This is a genomic window from Bradyrhizobium sp. IC3123 (assembly GCF_020193625.1).
GTDB classification, from domain to species: Bacteria; Pseudomonadota; Alphaproteobacteria; order Rhizobiales; family Xanthobacteraceae; genus Bradyrhizobium; species Bradyrhizobium yuanmingense.
Map to the genome: position 1 here is coordinate 1 of NZ_JADYVF010000017.1, position 16,757 is coordinate 16,757.

Sequence of the window (16,757 nt, forward strand, 5' to 3'; positions counted from 1 at the left end):
ACCCTGATTCCGCACGTCGTAAGGTTTTGTCCATATGACCTTCTCGCTGTTCGCTTCTGGCTCGATGATCGGCAGAGGAACAGGAGGACGCTAGGACCCCGCGTCCACTTTGGCACCTACCTACTCTTGTAGTGGACCTGCCATCGTCTGCATGGCACTCGCGATCGACGCGCCCACAGGCTCGTTACGGCTTGTGATTAGCGTAATTGTCCGATTTCGCGGCACTTGAGCCGGCACCACCAACCCATCGAGAGCGTCAATCTGCAGCGCTGGCGCGGCAGGGACAGCGCCGATCCAGTCCCAACCGACCGGCGCCGAGTCGCGCCCGCGCTGCTTCCGGCGTCGGAGAACCGACCCTGGTAGCCGCACTGTCATGCTTTTTCGGGCACGGACACCCGGTCCGCTTGTGCCGGGGGAGATTGACGACCTTTAATTTAGGGACGCGTGTGGTCTTTCAAGCGATCGCTTCCATGCCTCCCGTCTTACCGGCAACATTCTCGGGCTCCGTCATGAGCGGCAGCGTATAAGCCTTTTTCATGCAGCGGATCGGTTTAGACTAGTATGCTGGGCATCTCCAATTTCTCCGCGAAGGTAACGAACCAGGGTAGAAAGTAGCGGACGATCCAACCAATTCAGGTAGGTGATTGGCAGTCGTACTAAGCCTACAACTTGGCGGCACCCTAGAGGGGCGAAGTGTCAGCATTCATACCGAATGGGGCAAGGCTGGTGCCAAGGTTAGCGGCGCGTGGCAGGACAGCGCTTTCCAGGGATTGAGCGCCGAGTCACGTCGCCGTTAACCCTTGACGTCCCTGGCGCGGTAATGGCGCGGTAGGGACAGCGTCTTTGAAGGCTTGCCCACTAGTACAGTAGGTGCCCTGCGGTCCCTCTCGGCAATACCACTTAGTAGCACCGCGAGCGGCTTGGCCCTCACGGGAGCAGAGGTGGCCAGCGACACAGAGGCTTGCGGCATCTGCCAGGAACAGCGCTTTCAGGGTTTCACTACCCGATCGCCGAGCCATCCCCTAGTTTGGCTAGCATGGCGGCTAGCAGGAGCAGCATCGGATTCTTTCCATGGCGCCAGTCGCGTCTGCGCTGCTCTCCGCGTTCTGCAACAACTCTTTTCCAGTCCGATGATGTTTTTATGTAGGTTATAGCCAGTGGTTTGATGACCATCGAAATGGCTGCTTTCGCGCATGAGAGCTCGTGCGCTTGTGGCCTACAATGTGCGCCGGATCCGCGTCCAGCGCGGTATTCCGCAGGAGCAATTGGCCTACGATGCAGGTGTTGATCGCTCCTACATGAGCGGACTAGAGCGCCAACAGGCGAACCCTACAATCGATCTTCTCGATCGGCTTGCCGAGACGCTCGGCGTTGCTGTCTCTGAGCTGTTTGTTCGGCCAACCAAGGGGGCGCCGCCACCCGCTACCTTACCTAAAGGTCGCAAGCCGAAGCCGGCACGCCGCAAAAGGACATAGCCCCATTACAGCACCGAGCTGTCGGCGCAGATCTTCTGCGGTACTGACCCAGTATCAATGGCGCGACGTGGATTTTATGCACAGCCTACCCTTTATACGCGGGAATCCCCCTATGGACATCGAGTAATGTGATGGATGTTCATTCTGGCGCCGGAGCAGACAGTGGCGGCTCAAGACGACGAAGTTCCTTTAAACGCCATCCGCGCTTTTGTGACCGTCGCCCGCGAAGGCAGCGTCACGCGCGCCGCCACCACTTTGAGAACAACACAGAGCTCAGTCAGCCGCTATTTGTCCGTCCTGCGGGACTATCTTGGTGCTGACCTGATCGAGCGGCGTGGACGGCGCAGTGATCTAACCGAGTTCGGGAGGCTATTCGCAAACGCAGTCTCTGAACCACTCGAAACGGTCGGCTTCACCGCGAAGAGAATGCGACGCCGCGCGGACGCAGGAACCAATCGGATTGTCGTCCGTACGTCACTATCGACCTTTGCTTCCTCATTTCTGATTCCAAATCTGCAGACGTTCTCTTCTGAAGTGGGCGACGTTATCGTGGACGTCGTGAGCTCGCTCTCGCCGCCGGCATCTTCGGATGATTTCGATATTTTGATTACACGCGATCTTTCCATCGTCGAACCCGCCGACAGTTGGGAGATCTACAATGAGGAGCTGGTGTGCGTGGGCCCGCCAAATCTAGTCGCAGGCAGAGAGTTTTCGATTGTTCGGTCAACGCCGATACTGAACATCACATCACGTCCTGACATCTTGCCGACGTGGCTGAGGGCGATGAACATGTCCTCAAACGATATACGACCGGGCGCGCGTTACGATCACAATTATCTTGCTCTGCCGGCAGTCATGACAGGAAAATGCCTTCTTGTCGCACCTGAAATCATCGTCAGTGATCTGGTGCGAGGTGGCGCTTTGCAAATCATACCCGGCTCGCGCGCTCAAAGTGGCATGCAGTATCGGGCGTATGCGGTGGATCGCAGCGAGAATCCCGAGATCGCTCGTTCTTTTTGCCGGTGGGTTGCCCGCCTTTGCAAGAAGGCGGCGTTAGCGCAGCATACCTGAAATGTCTCTCTGGATGTCTCAATCAGTCTGCCAGAGTTCGTTGTACCGCCTCAATCCAGAAGAGCACTCAACCTGAGGGACTATCCGAGCAAAACGGTCAGAGTCTTCCGGCGAAGATAATGTCTCTGTTGCACTGACCCCGACGACAGAGGACGGAGTGATAGATCGGAACGCAAACACCTCATCCTACAGCCAATCGAGCGATGCCAGAAGTAGAATTCGTTGCACAGACAGAGACGATGCCATTTGTCGCGCCTCAACTCATGAACTGTCATCCCTGCCGATGCCTTTTTCGAACAATGCTCGGCAGCGAAGGCGCATGAGTCGCCGCCCCAGCTTAACAAGCCGAATGGTTCGGCTGCGCAGATCGTCTGTCTTCCAGCCGCGCTCGGCGATACGATGACTTCCAAAAAGACCTTGCGCGATTTGGCGATAGCTATTTCCTTGCTGCCATCCATCCACTGCGCGTAGCGCAAGAATCAGCCGACGCTGCTTCAAAGTAGGGAGAGCAAGAGGAGGCATTCCGAGCGGCCGACGCTCGAGGGCGAGCCAAAGCCGACGCGCGGCCCCCAAGCGAAGCTCGAAATTCACGTCGAGCGGCAGATCAACGAGGACAACAGATCCACTCGCCGGAAGCTCGCGTAGCCAAAGGCGATGCCTCGTGCCCCCGAGTGGCACGATCGCATGCCATCCATCCGGCGCACGACGAAGCTCGCTGCCTGGCAGATTCTCGAAATCGAGCTGGCAGCTTTCGGACGCAATGTAGCTGGCCGCCCGCACACTCAGCACGGTCGACAGCACCTCGGGTGCCCAGAAGACCGCTTGCTTGTCGAAGGTCTTTTGCGGATCAGCAGGAAAACGAGAGCCCCCACTTGCGTCGGAACTCGCCCGCCGCTGCGCTTGAACGTTCGCGGCGAGATAACCGCTCATATTCCTCTTGGTAGTCGCGATCCCGGCGCAGCCACTCCCATGCCAGGTCAGCAACATCTGCCTTCTCGAGGCCGCTGTACGCTTCCTCAGATCTCCAGTCAGTGTCCGGCATCGCATCTTTCCCGCAAAATCTTCACCGCGGTGAAATGCAGCCGATGATTGTGGCGCTTTCCGGCTGCTTGCGTACGTGTGCGCATCGCGCACGTACTTAATCGATGGAATTATCAACTTTTGCGATTGCTAGGAATTCCGGCGATCCTCATATCCGCTCTGTTCATTGTTTTGGCCAACCGCCACCTAGCAGATCGCGATAACCGTGGCCCGCAAGCCACTTGGCCCGAGCCAGATGACTTTCGAACGTGCGTCGCGTGCGATCCGGTTCAACGGTCGGGTCGAGCCCAAGCACAATGCGCGCGATTTCGCGCCAATCTGCCTTGTCAGCGTCCGCATCAAGAAGTCGCATGTAGGCAACAGCGTGCTCCTTGTCATATGACGTGAGCTCGTCCACGCTGGGCGCCAATTCTGCGATCTTCGGCTCGCCTGGCACTACCTAAAACTCCTACCAAGCTGAAAAATCGAAATCAGAGCAACGATAACTAGTTTGAGGTTGTTTTGATACCTACCCAATTGTCGCACGCCAACCTCCCTTTCGCGCCAAGATGGCAATCGCATATCGGCCCACAGTGACCTGGTGGCTCCATCCTGCGCTTTCCCTCATCGCAGTCCATACTCGAAGTGACTGCAGTTTTGCCCTGTAACTAGGTTGTCCTTGCTGCTCCTGGCGGAATGGCTTGGCGGCCCATGGTGAGTGGCCCGCTCGCACTCGTGAAAGGCATGGCCAGAACGTGTCAACTGGAGAATATCTGTTACCTTTTCGTGCCCCGGCTGAACGCTCGTCCTGTCTAGTCGCGGTCCTGGGGAAAACGCCGCAGGTAACCTCTGAGCCCGACTTCCTCCTCTGGCAAGCTATTGGCCCTCGAGAACGCTTTTGATGGTCGACGAGAAGACGCACGCGCTAACGGCGTCTGCATCTCACCGTTACCTGATTCCTCGAAGCGATTCGGGAGAACCGCCACCGTTTGGGTGCGAGCTTATCGTAATAGTCTGGCTATAACCAGTGGTTTCATAATCATCGGAATGGCTGCCTTTGCGCATGAACGCTCGTGCGCTTGTGGCTTGGAATGTGCGCCGGATCCGCGTAGAGCGCGGCATTCCGCAGGAGCAGTTGGCCTATGATGCCGGCATCGACCGCTCATATATGGGGCGCATTGAGCAGAAAAAAGAGAACCCGACTGTTGATCTCCTGGACCGTATCGCCGCGACGTTGGGTATTCACTTGTCCGAATTGTTCACTGAGCCGCCCAAGGGTGCAATGCCCCCCAAGCCGATGTCCAGAGGACGCAAGCCGGCACGGCTTCGCCGGAACAGGACGTAATTGTCGAGAGAGCCATGTTTCAGCTAAAGACGGGAGCAGGCGAAACGGAGCGGCCACGTGCTCCCTTCGATCTAGGGCCGCCAATTGCCATCGCCCGCCCCAGCCGATGCCGCGCCAGCACGGTTCCGCTTAGCGCCCCGCTCCCCCCGGAGCGGCGTATTATATAATGTGAGTATCCTCGAAAAATGAACGCTTGCGCCGCTCGCGTAAACCTACGGACAACCGCTCAAGCCTGAGGTTTCCGAAGAGTCTGTTTGGAATTGTGGTCGGAGTGTCGGGTGCGGTTCGGGATCGCAAGGCCCAACAAAGAGACTTCCGCAATGAAGGACTTGCTACCCTGGCCTGTTGCGCAAGAGCATGGGAGCAGACCCGTTCTCCAGAGCTGTCGGGCGGAGGATCAAGCTGGTGCTCGAGGATGGTATCTTCCGCTGGCCGAAGGTCGAGCATGGTGCGATGCGCTTGCCGAGAGGTAATTGTAGACGCTGCTGAGAATCTCGACTGGCAGCTTGTTCTTGGAGACACGTAAGACGCCGGCACGAACGCGACCGGGATAGTTTCTGCCGGCCCTGCGCGATGTGAATCAAAATCATCGGATGCGTCGCCGGATGGGCGAATATGCTGAATTGGTAGTGAGCAACACCCGGACTTACTTTCCGAGACGATGAGGGCGATGCCGCTCGGTAAGCAAGAGCCAACGGCTGTATCAGATCATCAAAAATGCAGCGGCATCGGTTTGGCCGGAGAGAGAGCGATGCCTGAAGATGAAATGCAGTTGGGCCTGGAAGAAGTCGAGGAGGCGGCAGCTGCGCCCGTTAGCCGGTCCCGGGGAAATAAGAAGCGGGGCTCCGCTCGACGTCGCAGCGCCGCAACTTGGTCTTGGGTCACCAGGCGTCTTACGACATCCGGAGGTGCAGACAATCTCAGGCAGCCTTTGCAGCCCTTGATTTCGGCCGCTTCACGTGCGGTACGCCGGCGTCAATCGCACGCTGCTCCATCGCCCAATGAGGACTGCCGATTTTGTTGGCGAGGTACGGCTCAGTCGCGCGATTGTCCCAGATTACGATGTCGCCTGATTTCCCGTTCCAGCGCACCGTATTCCGCGGCGCGACAAGATACGACTGCAGCCGCTCAAACAGTCTTTGACTAGGATAGCGCTGCAGACCGACGAAGTTCTGCACGGAGCGTCCGAGCCAGAGCATACGTTCGCCGGTCTCGGGATGAACACGAACGACCGGATGTGTCGTTTCGTAGATCGTTCCGGTGGATACGCCGCCCCATGGCCGCTTGTTGGATTCGGTGGCCCCCTCTGTCGGAGTGAGATCGGATGCGACGAAGCTCACAGCCCAGAGGTTATCTGCAAGCATCCGCAGGGGATCGGGAAGATCAAGATAAGCTGCCGCCGTGCTCGACCAAGCGATGTCCCCGCGAAAAGGCAGGATCGATGCATCCCGCAGCACTGAAGTTGTTGCGCGGCCGGCACTGAAGACGACCTCATCCTTCACCTGGTCGATATGACTGCGGGCGCGATCAGGCACCGTCTTCCCAACTATTAAACCTCCCCTTGTGTCCACCATGGCGGGATTCGGTATCAGTGAGCCGAGCCGAAGCAAAAAACGCTGTTGCTGGGCATCATCGAAATCTCCCTGATCACGGAAGAAGATGACCTTATGCTCTAGCAGCAGCCGGTAGAAGGCTACGATGACCTCGTCTGGCAAATCCTCCGACAGCGTACTATTCTTGATTTCGGCACCAAGCCGGTCCGCGTGCTTGACGATGTCTGCTCGCGGGATGACGTTATCAACAGTCATTGTGCCACACATGTCGGCGCCTCTCTCCGTGGATGTCTAAACAAGCCCCGTGTTTGGTGGTCGTGCCTGGCGACAATCCCGCCAAGGCGGTCTTGAGGACACGGATCCGAATTGTCTGAGCGTGGGTCATCACTCCCCACAATTAGGCGGCTGATTTTTGATACACACCACCAGCATCTTAGGATCTCACTCCCTCTGCGCGCCGATGCGTCCAGTGCCGTTCCCATCGAAGGACACTCGCATATCGGGCCACCAGATCGATTTGCTGCCTGATCAACAGTGCAGATCATAGACGCAATCCATGTCCAGTCCATGAAACGAAACCAGCTTTCTTTTCGAGCTTGCGTAACGTTCGCCTCGTCTCAGAACTCGTGCTTGAAAAATCTGCGAAGGACAATTGCGTCGTCACCTCACGCGACCGGCATGGCCTCATCCGCCAAGAATTGAACTCGTTCGCGGCCTGCGCTCGCGAAGCGGATACGACAGGACGCCTCGCCTCGGTAAGCTAATTCTATCTTAAGGCGTATATTATATCTACAACAACCCCAACGAGTCCGCAATCACTTCCTCGCGACTTGGAGTTGTCCAATGCGCGTCGTCTTTTCATCGGCTGGTTGATTGGGTTGTTCTTCTTGCCGAGCAGGAAAGTCGCGCAAAATGTGAACGCTGCAACTCCCATTGCAGCTAAACAACGGACTCAATCCCTCGATTTGCGAAATCTGCGCGTGTCACCGAATGCAGGTCGTCAGGGCTGTGACCTACGTACCTGGCTCTGTCCGGAGGCGTAGATTTTCCTTACGGCGCGCAGCTTGTTTTAGCTTCCTGGCAGTTGACCGCACAAAATAGAGACAGAGCGCGGCCCCCGGAGGAATACCGTGCGCCGCCGAGACAATGCAGCGACTTCGCGCTCTCACATTGCCAGCCGCAAGTACTGTCAGGCTATTTTTGCCCCTATCGGCAGCACGAGGCTGAAGGCAGCGCCTGATCTAAGATCATGAGCCAGGATCCAACTTCCTAAGATCGCCCTGCTTTCGTCTAATGGCCTTAAGGCGCGTGAACATGATCACACACGCACCAAAAATGCGGGATTTCAGAGAAGACGATGAAAGAATGCACCAGCTGCGCAACAACGCGCCAACGCGAACGAGCCATCATGCAAGATGCGCATCGCCGCAACAAAGATACTTTTCAAGAACCTGAGATTCGTCACAGGCCGCAGTAAACTCCGTTAAGCTTGCTTGCTTGTGTAGAGAAGCCGCTTGTAAGAGCTGCTAGATGGCGCAAGCTATGCGACAAACGAAGAGCGAAGTCTGAACTTGATCGCCGGCGCCCAGCAGGATCTGCGATGCAAGCAGCCGACGCTTTGCCGGTCTTCTCGCCCTTTCCGTTCGCTTGCTCCGGGTTGGCTCGCCGATCAGGTCAGGCGCAACGTGTTTTATCACGTCGCCCCCTTGCGCCCGATCACAACGAGCCTTCGTGCAGGGCCCGCTCCCGAAGATCCAGCGAGTTTCCAGCACTCTCCGCGCGATCCGATCCGAAGTCAGCACCGCGCGGCATGTAGCAGCCGGAGGATCTCGACCGGCCGGAGTGACAGTTCGCGACAGTTGCTCAATGGTTCTAATCCGTCAACGCGACATCGCAAGGCTTGATATTTTTTCCTTGAGCCTCCGGCGCGCTTTCGTCCCACCAGCTAGAATAGTTTACTCGAACTTGCGCTGGTCGCCGTCTCTGCCCACCAAATCGCCCAGGTTCTTTGCGGGTGCTTGGTCAATCGCCGGATGCCACTATGATCCCGCTTCGCGAGATCCGCTGGCCAACCCTGAATTGATTCCGTTTACGACAAATGCCGTTTCGCGCGCTTAGCCGTTCCGGGTCAGCTTCCACGACAGCGCGCTCCCTGAATGGTTTCAGTTCGCGGGCGCTTTGCTGATGGATTCGGATCGGCGTGCTTAATCCTGTTTGGTTGGGCCGGTAGGTTCGCCGGCACCGCTACTTTCGGATGAAGATCGACGAGAGCCTTGCTGTAGCCACATCGAGGGAGCACTGGTCAAGGCGTTCTGCCCAACTTGCCTGAGAACTTCGACGGACGTCTCGCCGCGAGAGGCGGCTTCTAGAATTTTGGAAGCGACGTGCGCTCGGATGCCGGTCTCCTCACGCGACAGCCCCTTGCACACTTCATCCAGAATTCGACGGAGACAGGCGGTGGTTTCGGAGTTGAGCATAGAAGGTCTCCTCCAATGGAGCGGTGCAATGACTGCACAGCACGGCGAATTTCACGACATAAATACTATCAACTGCCAATGTGAACGGCGATGGAAATGGCTCTTAAACATCTTCACTTAAGGTTGCATGATCATACAATGAAGAACGTCGCGCGTCATCAAGTCCGGTGTCTTTAGCGAAGATTACCGACATACTCGGGTAAGTCGTTCGATAGCCTGATGGTCTTGTCCGCGCTAAGCTGGGCCTCGTGGTTGAACATGTCAGCTCGTGGCGCATCATCAATGATCGGCGACTTATTCGATGCCGTGAACCCGACAAGCTCTGTCGATGACGCTAGACTAGTCCGCGCGCGCCATCCAGTTCACGTTCTGAGTAGATTTCTGCGCACTCTGCACCCAGCTCGAGCGCGGGAGCGCCTCCTCAGTTAGCAGCACCGAAGAAGATCACGGCTCTACTCCTGATTAAGGCTCTAATCCTGGCCAGAGTTCAGCCTTCTGATCGAATTGATCAGCCAAGCCCGGCGCGCCCCGGCATGACGCGCAATCGAATCAAGGACCGCCGCCGTCATCCGATCCTCGAAGGGAATTCCGGCAACTCCCCCGCAGGACCTTGAGTGACATGTCCTCAAGGATAAGTTTACGAAGCGTTCCCAAGAAAATCGACTTGGTTCTGCCGTAGGGCGACGAGCGCCGAGCTTCCAGCGTGACGGCCTCCTTATAGCGTCTTCAAATACTCTAGAAGCGCCCGCCGTTCGGCGTCGGTTAATTCTGGCCCGATGACCCCAGGCGGCAGCTTCGTTACGTCCGTTTCCTTGCCCTCAAAAGAATGCCCGCGATTGCTATTCCCAAGCAAAGATACGTTGAAGTCCGTCAGCCCGGCCGCGCAGGCGTCGTTCGCTCGTACTTTCGCAACGAGCCCGACGTCAACAGGATCGAATTTGCGGCTGCCCACGCAGAAAGAGCTCGGCCGCCGACCCTGCGGCAATAACATGTCCTTCAGCGTCGGCACGGATCCGTTGTGCAGATACGGAGCCGTTGCCCAGACGCCGTCCAACGGACGCGCCCGGTATTGAGGTTCAAGGGCAAGGACATCTTCGTCCTTGCTGTTACGGCGCACCCGCGCCCCAACGTATGCTCGCGGGTTTTGGCAATTCTTCCTCGGCCCCCACATCTGCTGCTTGGTGTTTTCGGAGGAGTTGTTCGCGAGGTTCCATTGATCGATCGTCTTGCCCACGACATCCATCAGCGCGAGCACAAATAAGGGGTTTGGCGCCGCATCGGCCGGAAGGCCGCATCCCCAGGCTTTGTTCAGGTCATCGATCGGATTGAGGCCGAGTGAGGCAGGTAAGTGAACACGCCGAGTTGTCAGGACATTGGATTGTTGGCGATCAGTGCCGATCGCGTTCACCGGCAGCTGAGCGACGTTGAAATAGTGGCGTCCGCCGATCTCCACCCAATTCTTCTCGCCCTTGACAGAGCGATCTGGGTTCTCCGGCTTCCAGAACGAATCTTCCGGCCACTTTGCTTCGAATGCGGGATCGTTGACGGGCCCTCGGTGGCATTCAAAGCAGTGCGAGCGATAAAGATCGCGACCTTTCTCAACGAGTTTCTCGTCAATGGCCCAGGCCGGGTCGCCTCGGAACCTGTCCTGCGCATCCTTCCATCGTGGCGCGACAAGCCCGTTAAATTTCCTGCCGCTTGCCTCAGCCGACGAGAAGGGATCGGTACCGCGCAAAAGCTCCTCAAAACGCGCAATGTCCGCTAGATGGATGGATGATTCAAATAGCGGCCGTCCCGGCGCCGGCGCCCTCATATTGATTTTCGCGCTGACGCCGAGCGCTTCGCCTGAATTGCGAACAAGCTCGTTGAGAACAGAGGCGTCATACTGCGCCCAAAGGAAGTACGGCGTGTCCCAGATTGGCGGAAAACTCACAGGAGCGTCGTTGCGCGCGAAGTTGCCCTTCAGGAGCGGATCTGGGAGTTCTCCGCTCGCTGGATCGAGAAAATTCGTGTAGAAGACCTGGTTGCCGATCCGGTTCAAGGCATCAAGCCGACCGAAACCCTCGTCGAGGTTCGTCACTCCCTGCCTCGTCAAAAGGCTATCGTTTGCGGCCTTTTGCTTCTTGATCTTTTGAAGTGCGCGCTCCAGATCACCTCGAAGCTTCTTGCGGTCGACGCTTCGAGCTTCAATGCTTTCCAGCCGGTCGGCGAAGCGCTCAAACCGCCACGGCAACATCAGCGTATAGCCGATCGATAACCCAATGACCCGTTCAACCTCGCCAAGATTGACCATCGCGGGCCCACCATCGTAGCGAATGCTGACATTCTTGTACTCGAGATGACCTGTATGACAGGCGGCGCAGGTTAGTCCGATCTGATCTTCGTAGAAATCTCCCGTTGTCGGGTCGACGCCCCCTTTCAGGATCGCGAACCCCACAGGCAAACCATTTGCATTGTCAGGCATGCTCGCTGTCCAAGTGGAGCTAGCGCCCTTGGCGTCCTCCTGGTAGCCGTACGCGGGTGAGCTAGCGTCAAAGTCCTTTGAGCTCGGACTTGGGATGAAACCAAGGCGACGCAGATACTCGTTGTCCGTCAGGCTCGTGTAGCGGACCGACAACTCAGGACGTTCTAGAGCCAGGAACCATCTATAGGGCACAGGAATAGTCGCCGTGCCTTGGGACGTGTGGTGGAACCAGTAACGCTGCCGCGCACTCCAGTTCTGCGGCAGCCAGTATGCGCTATCGATCTTCGATGGGGCGGGCAGCGTCGCGGGCAGCAATTGGGCAACCAGATTTGCGTCATTCTTGACCTTGAGCGCCGCATCGCGAAGCTTCTCCGGTACGAAATACGCCATCCCTATTGACGCCGCCACGACGAACACAATCGCGAACAAGAGACCGACGACATGAGGCCACCGCCTCACCACGCCACCCACCCAAAGGTTGAACGAACGTGCCCCCATCCCAAAATTCTCCTTAATCTCAGATGCGCCTGCCGCCGCGCGAGCGCGCCGGCCAGCGATGGCGCTTATTACTTGTTCAGCAATTGGCTATTGATGAAGGTGACGACGTCGGTGGTCTCGGCTGCCGCGCGTCGCGTTATGGTCGCGGCCGCTGGGCCACCATGCAGGAATGAGGGGAACCAACCGAAATTGCGAACATTCCAGTCTTCTTTCGGTAGAACGGCTCGGTTCACGCCTGACACCGCGAAGCCTTGCACGTTCCTGGCCAGCGACTGGGCGGTTTCGGTGTGACAGCTCACGCAGTCCGTATTGAAGAAATGACTCTTCTTCGTGTCGGCAATGACATTGACGATCTCGAGTACGCGGCTATTTGGCACCTTGGCATCGATGAAATCGGCTGTCGAAACACCCTTACGATTGGCAAGCGGCAGAGGAGGATTCTGTAGCGCCGCGTGGCGACACGTCGTTGGATTCTGGTTATTCGTGACAGGCCGCGGGACCACGTGCGTCTGGCCTACGATGCTAAACATCTGCGCGGCATGAAGGCCGTCGAGCGTCGGGCCAGGCACTGGTATCAACCCGGCCTGCGGGACCCTCAGCATCGAGACGAAAACCCAGGGTTCGGGCGGCGAAATCCCCATGACAGCCATGGTGTTGAGGCGCTGCGGCGAGAGATGCTTTTCCAGCAAAGCTTTGAGGGCATCACGAAACGGTTTTGCGGATGCACCGATAAGGCCCGGGTGCACGTTCATGTCACCGGTAGTCGAGACCTTGACATTGCCGAACTTTCCCGCCGCAAGTTGATCACGCAATGATGCAACGTCACGAACGATTGCCTTGAAAGCTTGATCGTCAGGTTTAAATCGCGGGAATGGCCCACAACCATCAAGAGGTGAATCAGGCTCGAGGTTGAAACTGAAGATAAGATGACCGGCAGTGTCATGGACCTTCAATCCCTGGGGTCCATTGGTCACCGGCTGAATGATCAGGCGGATTTGCGGTTGCCGGCCAAACTGGGCGATGACATCAGTAGATAATCCCGGGGCTCCCGGATCGATCCGGATGCCCGCAACGAACCAGGCATCGATCTTTTTCACGATATCAGGCAGCTGAATGCGGCGTGTGCCCGAGTCCGGCACGCCTTCGCGTTCTGGATTTTCGGCGTTTGCAATGAAACGCGAAAAATCCTCATCGGACAAAAGCCGCTGCGGAGCCCCAGTGGGGCCGGCGAGGTCGGACATCGCGATCAGATTGACGAGGTCTGCTGGCGCTTTCGGTGGAGGAAACAGGATGGACACGTCGTTGGCCGAAAGCGGCTTCGATGGCGTCTCGGCCCTGGCTGTTCCTGCTCCCAAGGCAACGGCGACGATCAGCCCCGCTGCGGACAGACTTGTAAACAGCCGACCAAGTTTTGACCGGCGGATTTCACCCTTTGCCATCGTCAGCAATTCCCCTGTAAGACTAAACAATCGAAAGTCCGATCTACAACGCTTTCAGTCACATCCCGCCCGCGGCCCGGTATCAGGATGTTTACTCGCTGCCGTAAAATTTACTCTGCAATGTCTTGAGTTGGGTAGGATGTAACGCCTCTTCAATGCAGCCGAGAAACATCTGGCTTCTTGCATAGACACGCTCCCTATCGGTTGGGCCATGCTCCATGTCGGTTTGCAGCGCGCGCACGGCGATCCAGTCCTTCGAGGGATCCTTGAGCAACTCAAACAACGTTCGGTTCCGATAGGGATGAAGCCGAAAGTGAGCGAAGGCGACCTTGGCTGAGATCTTCGCATCGCGCAGTGCATCGGGAAGCGTGAGGAGATCAAGCCCGGCCAGTTCTCCGATCTCTTGCATTTGGTTCTGCGCTTCCTGATATTGCTCGCGTCCCACCAATTGATACATTCCTCGTGGACGAAACAGCCAACCGTCGTCCGTCCCCACCTGGTTTCCGAACGGGTTGCCCTCGTAACCAAGAACAAAGTTGGCCAATTCCTTCGGATGGTTGAGCAACGCCTCCATGCCGACGGGCGATTTGTTCGCGGCCGCAAGCTCGGCATTGTTCTTTTCTATTCGGTCGCGCCATTTACGCGGCAGTTGAGAGACCGCGCTGTAAGAGAAGTCTTCGCTGCTTCGTGTAAAATCGGCGCTGTCGTAGGAGATTGCCCCCAGGATATAGGCCAGGATCCGTGGATCGCGCTCGTCGATGCGGTCCCATTCCTGCAGCAAAGCCTTAACCTGCTCGGCCTGGAAATACGCCATATAGCTCTTTCGATATGGCGGCACGGGTGCAGGAACTGGCGCATGATTCTTGATCGATTCCGCCAGTTCATGCTCGTACGCAGAGACTTTATCCTGGTATTTCTGATAGCCACGCTCCTGCAACCACTTGCTCTCATAGCAAGCAAGTAACGGCTGCGGCTTGATCTTTGAAGCGGGCCTGTATTCCTTCTCCAACTCATCGGCGTAAGCAGCCTTTGCAAGCTTGGCATCCCTAAGTGCCTCAAATGCAGATGCGACGGATCCGTTCAAGAGATGAAATAATTTCACTTGCAAGCAATCCGCGTTGCTCTGCTTCTTGCGGGATTGATCGAAGTCATCCTTCGGCACACAATCCCAAAAGCGGCCGCTGCTTAGCGAAATGATATCTTCGGTTTTCTCAGATAGCGTCCAACCAAGCGGCAGGTTGTAAAACGAGCCTGTGATGTCTATTCGACCGAACGTTGGAAAGCGTTGCACGCTAGGCGTTACATCGCTCGTTGGCCGACGATCGATATTGTTCGCGTGGTCGAGCGCAACATAGGTTCGAGAGGTTCGCGTGCTCAAGAGCGCGCGCACCGGCTCCATGAGCTCACCGAACTTGAAAGAGCCGTGGTCTCCAAACTGACCGCTCACCAGCGACAGCAGATAAATCCGGAATTTTGGCGCGTCAGAGGTGCCCTTGATGCTCTTGAGCCGCTCAATCAAATCGAGCGCGGTCTCTATTCCGGAATTCTCGACATATCCGCCGTCCACGAGGCGGGCCTGCGGATTGGCGGTAATACAATCGTTCCGCAAGGAGACCGTCGCTGCCGGCGTCACCCATGGAAACCGAGCGCTGGTAAAGGCCGCGGCACTAAGCGGAATCCGCAGCGAGTGGCTCTTGACACTTTGATCGGCTCCTGTGCCGGCACGATCAAGCATCGAGAGAATACAGAGGTCTTTGTCTTTCACGTGGAGCGGGTCGATATCGAATGGCGAGATCACAACGCGCTTGCCGCTACCGGCATCCGTCGTGTTCAACAACAGCGCCGGCATATTGTTGGAAGGTGTCCAATGTGACTGAAAATCGGCCTTTAGCAGATTGGATTGGTCGCCAACACCCTTTTGGTTCTTGAGCATTCTGTCTGCAGCATTCTCCAGCGTGTACTCCAGAAAACGCGCGCGATCAAAACTTGGGATAGCGAACGGAGAAAACAGCTGGGTGAAGTCGGTAAATAGAAAACCGGCAACCAAGGGCGAGAGAAAATCAGTCTCCAAGATGCTTGCAACGCGCTGTTCCACCTGCCCGGGGGCATCGACATCCTCGGCCCGGCCGACGCCGGCCAGAAAGTCGGCGATCTTCGGGCATGTCTTTGCGTCGGGAGCGACCGTATCAAGTGGCGCCTTGTCGGCATGAAGCGCAGCTGCAAAGATTGCCGAGCCGACACTCCCCCCGGAGACGCCGCTTATCGCAAACAGATGCTGCCGAAATGCCGGACTGAGATCCTGCATCCTGGCAAGAAAGCGCGCCGCATTGTTGGCTGCGTAGATGCCTCCGCCCTGGGCAGCCACAATGAACACCGGATATTCTCCGAGCCTCTCGGCCTCGGCCAGGCGCGGTTTTTGCCGAAGCCAATCCCGAAATGCTTCGACTGCAGAAGTGCGCATGTCTTCTGATGGGCCGGTTGCTCCGGCCACGCTGCGTAGCCCGTGGTCATCGCCTCCGAACAATGAGGCAACCACGAACAAGCCGCCAAACACAACCGGTATAAAAGGAAAATTGAACCTGATCGTCAGTAGTGCAAAGTGGGTGGTGAGACCGGCCACGCACATCGCAAAGAGAGCGATTACGCCGAACGATCCGACGAATTGTGCAAGTCTGTCCGGAAACAAAACGAACCCGGTCGTCAACAGGGCGATGCCGCCGATCGTGAGCGCGAGAAATCTATAGCGGATGAAATAGGCGATGTTCGCCCGGTTCGCGAGTGCCGCCGAGCGATGTTTTGATCCCATCTGCCAAGCGAATACGACAAACGAGGCGAGCAGGATCAACATGGCAAGCGCAAGGATGAGTAGCATGTTCCGCTCGAAGGCGAGCGCTTGGTCCTGAATGCGGAAGATACTCCCGACCTCCTCGACCTCTCCGATCTTTTCAGCTGGCCGCGAGGCGAGTTGACCTGCCGTCGCGGCGATGATCGGCAACGCTCCGAGTACAATGGGTGCAACTTTGATACAAAGCGCCACGGTCCCCCTAGCGGGCGGGATATGAGGCAGGGTTGCGGCGCTAAGCTGAAAAGCGGCCGCCCAGATCGTAAGCGCAATCACGCCCACGGCGACGAACTCCTTGAGCGTTACCCACCCAATATCGTCAGCGGCTATCCGGTAGAGCTCTTGAATCTGATCTGGCAAGTACAGCAATATTGAAATGAGGACCGAGAAGACAGCAATCCACCGCAGGTTGCGCAGTAATGTAAAGAGCTGCTCGCGCACAGTCATCCCGTCAATTTCCCATACTGTCATCGGAGATAGTCCTGAGCGAGCAAATAGGCTTGGATTTTAGAAATTCGTACCAGCCCTCGTCGAGGGCCTGCGCGGTAGATAGCGGGCGGCCCGCAACAAATT

The 16,757-nt window shown here is 57.1% G+C and carries 10 protein-coding genes; 3 read left to right on the forward strand and 7 right to left on the reverse strand.

What is annotated here, in order from left to right; genetic code table 11:
* Positions 1-1,193 precede the first annotated feature (1,193 nt).
* The gene (locus I6F20_RS33065) at positions 1,194-1,475 is read left to right on the forward strand and encodes a helix-turn-helix domain-containing protein (RefSeq protein ID WP_225129964.1); all 282 of its coding nucleotides are present in this window, start codon (positions 1,194-1,196) and stop codon (positions 1,473-1,475) included.
* Between the two features lie 135 nt (positions 1,476-1,610).
* Positions 1,611-2,546: a LysR family transcriptional regulator gene (locus I6F20_RS33070; protein WP_225129966.1), complete on the forward strand. Its 936-nt coding sequence runs from the start codon at positions 1,611-1,613 to the stop codon at positions 2,544-2,546.
* A 261-nt stretch (positions 2,547-2,807) separates the two neighbouring features.
* Here the strand turns inward: I6F20_RS33070 and I6F20_RS33075 are convergent, their stop codons facing one another.
* From I6F20_RS33075 to I6F20_RS33085, 3 genes are all read right to left on the reverse strand, one after another.
* Entirely contained in the window at positions 2,808-3,476 is a 669-nt protein-coding gene (locus I6F20_RS33075; RefSeq protein ID WP_225129968.1) for a DUF2285 domain-containing protein, read from the reverse strand.
* Positions 3,394-3,588: a transcriptional regulator domain-containing protein gene (locus I6F20_RS33080; RefSeq protein ID WP_225129970.1), complete on the reverse strand. Its 195-nt coding sequence runs from the start codon at positions 3,586-3,588 to the stop codon at positions 3,394-3,396. Before I6F20_RS33080 ends, I6F20_RS33075 begins: the two co-directional genes overlap by 83 nt.
* Before the next feature lie 162 nt (positions 3,589-3,750).
* Entirely contained in the window at positions 3,751-3,984 is a 234-nt protein-coding gene (locus I6F20_RS33085; RefSeq protein ID WP_345944132.1) for a DNA -binding domain-containing protein, read from the reverse strand.
* Positions 3,985-4,629: 645 nt separating this feature from the next.
* On the opposite strand from I6F20_RS33085, the gene I6F20_RS33090 reads away from it, so the two are divergent.
* Positions 4,630-4,911, forward strand: a complete 282-nt coding sequence (locus I6F20_RS33090; protein WP_225129974.1) for a helix-turn-helix domain-containing protein — start codon at positions 4,630-4,632, stop codon at positions 4,909-4,911.
* 920 nt (positions 4,912-5,831) lie between these two features.
* Here the strand turns inward: I6F20_RS33090 and I6F20_RS33095 are convergent.
* The 4 genes from I6F20_RS33095 to I6F20_RS33115 form a co-directional block, all read right to left on the reverse strand.
* Positions 5,832-6,719, reverse strand: coding sequence for a TauD/TfdA dioxygenase family protein (locus tag I6F20_RS33095; protein ID WP_225129976.1), 888 nt, complete (start codon positions 6,717-6,719; stop codon positions 5,832-5,834).
* A gap of 2,937 nt (positions 6,720-9,656) precedes the next feature.
* Positions 9,657-11,903 (reverse strand): di-heme-cytochrome C peroxidase, encoded by a 2,247-nt coding sequence (locus I6F20_RS33105; RefSeq protein WP_225129978.1) that lies wholly within the window; start codon positions 11,901-11,903, stop codon positions 9,657-9,659.
* 68 nt (positions 11,904-11,971) lie between these two features.
* On the reverse strand, positions 11,972-13,342 hold the full coding sequence (locus I6F20_RS33110) for a hypothetical protein (protein ID WP_225129980.1): 1,371 nt from the start codon (positions 13,340-13,342) through the stop codon (positions 11,972-11,974).
* A gap of 91 nt (positions 13,343-13,433) precedes the next feature.
* On the reverse strand, positions 13,434-16,655 hold the full coding sequence (locus I6F20_RS33115) for a hypothetical protein (protein WP_225129982.1): 3,222 nt from the start codon (positions 16,653-16,655) through the stop codon (positions 13,434-13,436).
* Between the last annotated feature and the right edge of the window lie 102 nt (positions 16,656-16,757).

Coding starts and splice junctions, on each gene's coding strand:
- I6F20_RS33065 (WP_225129964.1), top strand. CDS start 1,194: ATGAGAGCTCGTGCGCTTGTGGCCTACAATGTGCGCCGGATCCGCGTC.
- I6F20_RS33070 (WP_225129966.1), top strand. CDS start 1,611: ATGTTCATTCTGGCGCCGGAGCAGACAGTGGCGGCTCAAGACGACGAA.
- I6F20_RS33075 (WP_225129968.1), bottom strand. CDS start 3,476: ATGAGCGGTTATCTCGCCGCGAACGTTCAAGCGCAGCGGCGGGCGAGT.
- I6F20_RS33080 (WP_225129970.1), bottom strand. CDS start 3,588: ATGCCGGACACTGACTGGAGATCTGAGGAAGCGTACAGCGGCCTCGAG.
- I6F20_RS33090 (WP_225129974.1), top strand. CDS start 4,630: ATGAACGCTCGTGCGCTTGTGGCTTGGAATGTGCGCCGGATCCGCGTA.
- I6F20_RS33095 (WP_225129976.1), bottom strand. CDS start 6,719: ATGACTGTTGATAACGTCATCCCGCGAGCAGACATCGTCAAGCACGCG.
- I6F20_RS33105 (WP_225129978.1), bottom strand. CDS start 11,903: ATGGGGGCACGTTCGTTCAACCTTTGGGTGGGTGGCGTGGTGAGGCGG.
- I6F20_RS33110 (WP_225129980.1), bottom strand. CDS start 13,342: ATGGCAAAGGGTGAAATCCGCCGGTCAAAACTTGGTCGGCTGTTTACA.
- I6F20_RS33115 (WP_225129982.1), bottom strand. CDS start 16,655: ATGACAGTATGGGAAATTGACGGGATGACTGTGCGCGAGCAGCTCTTT.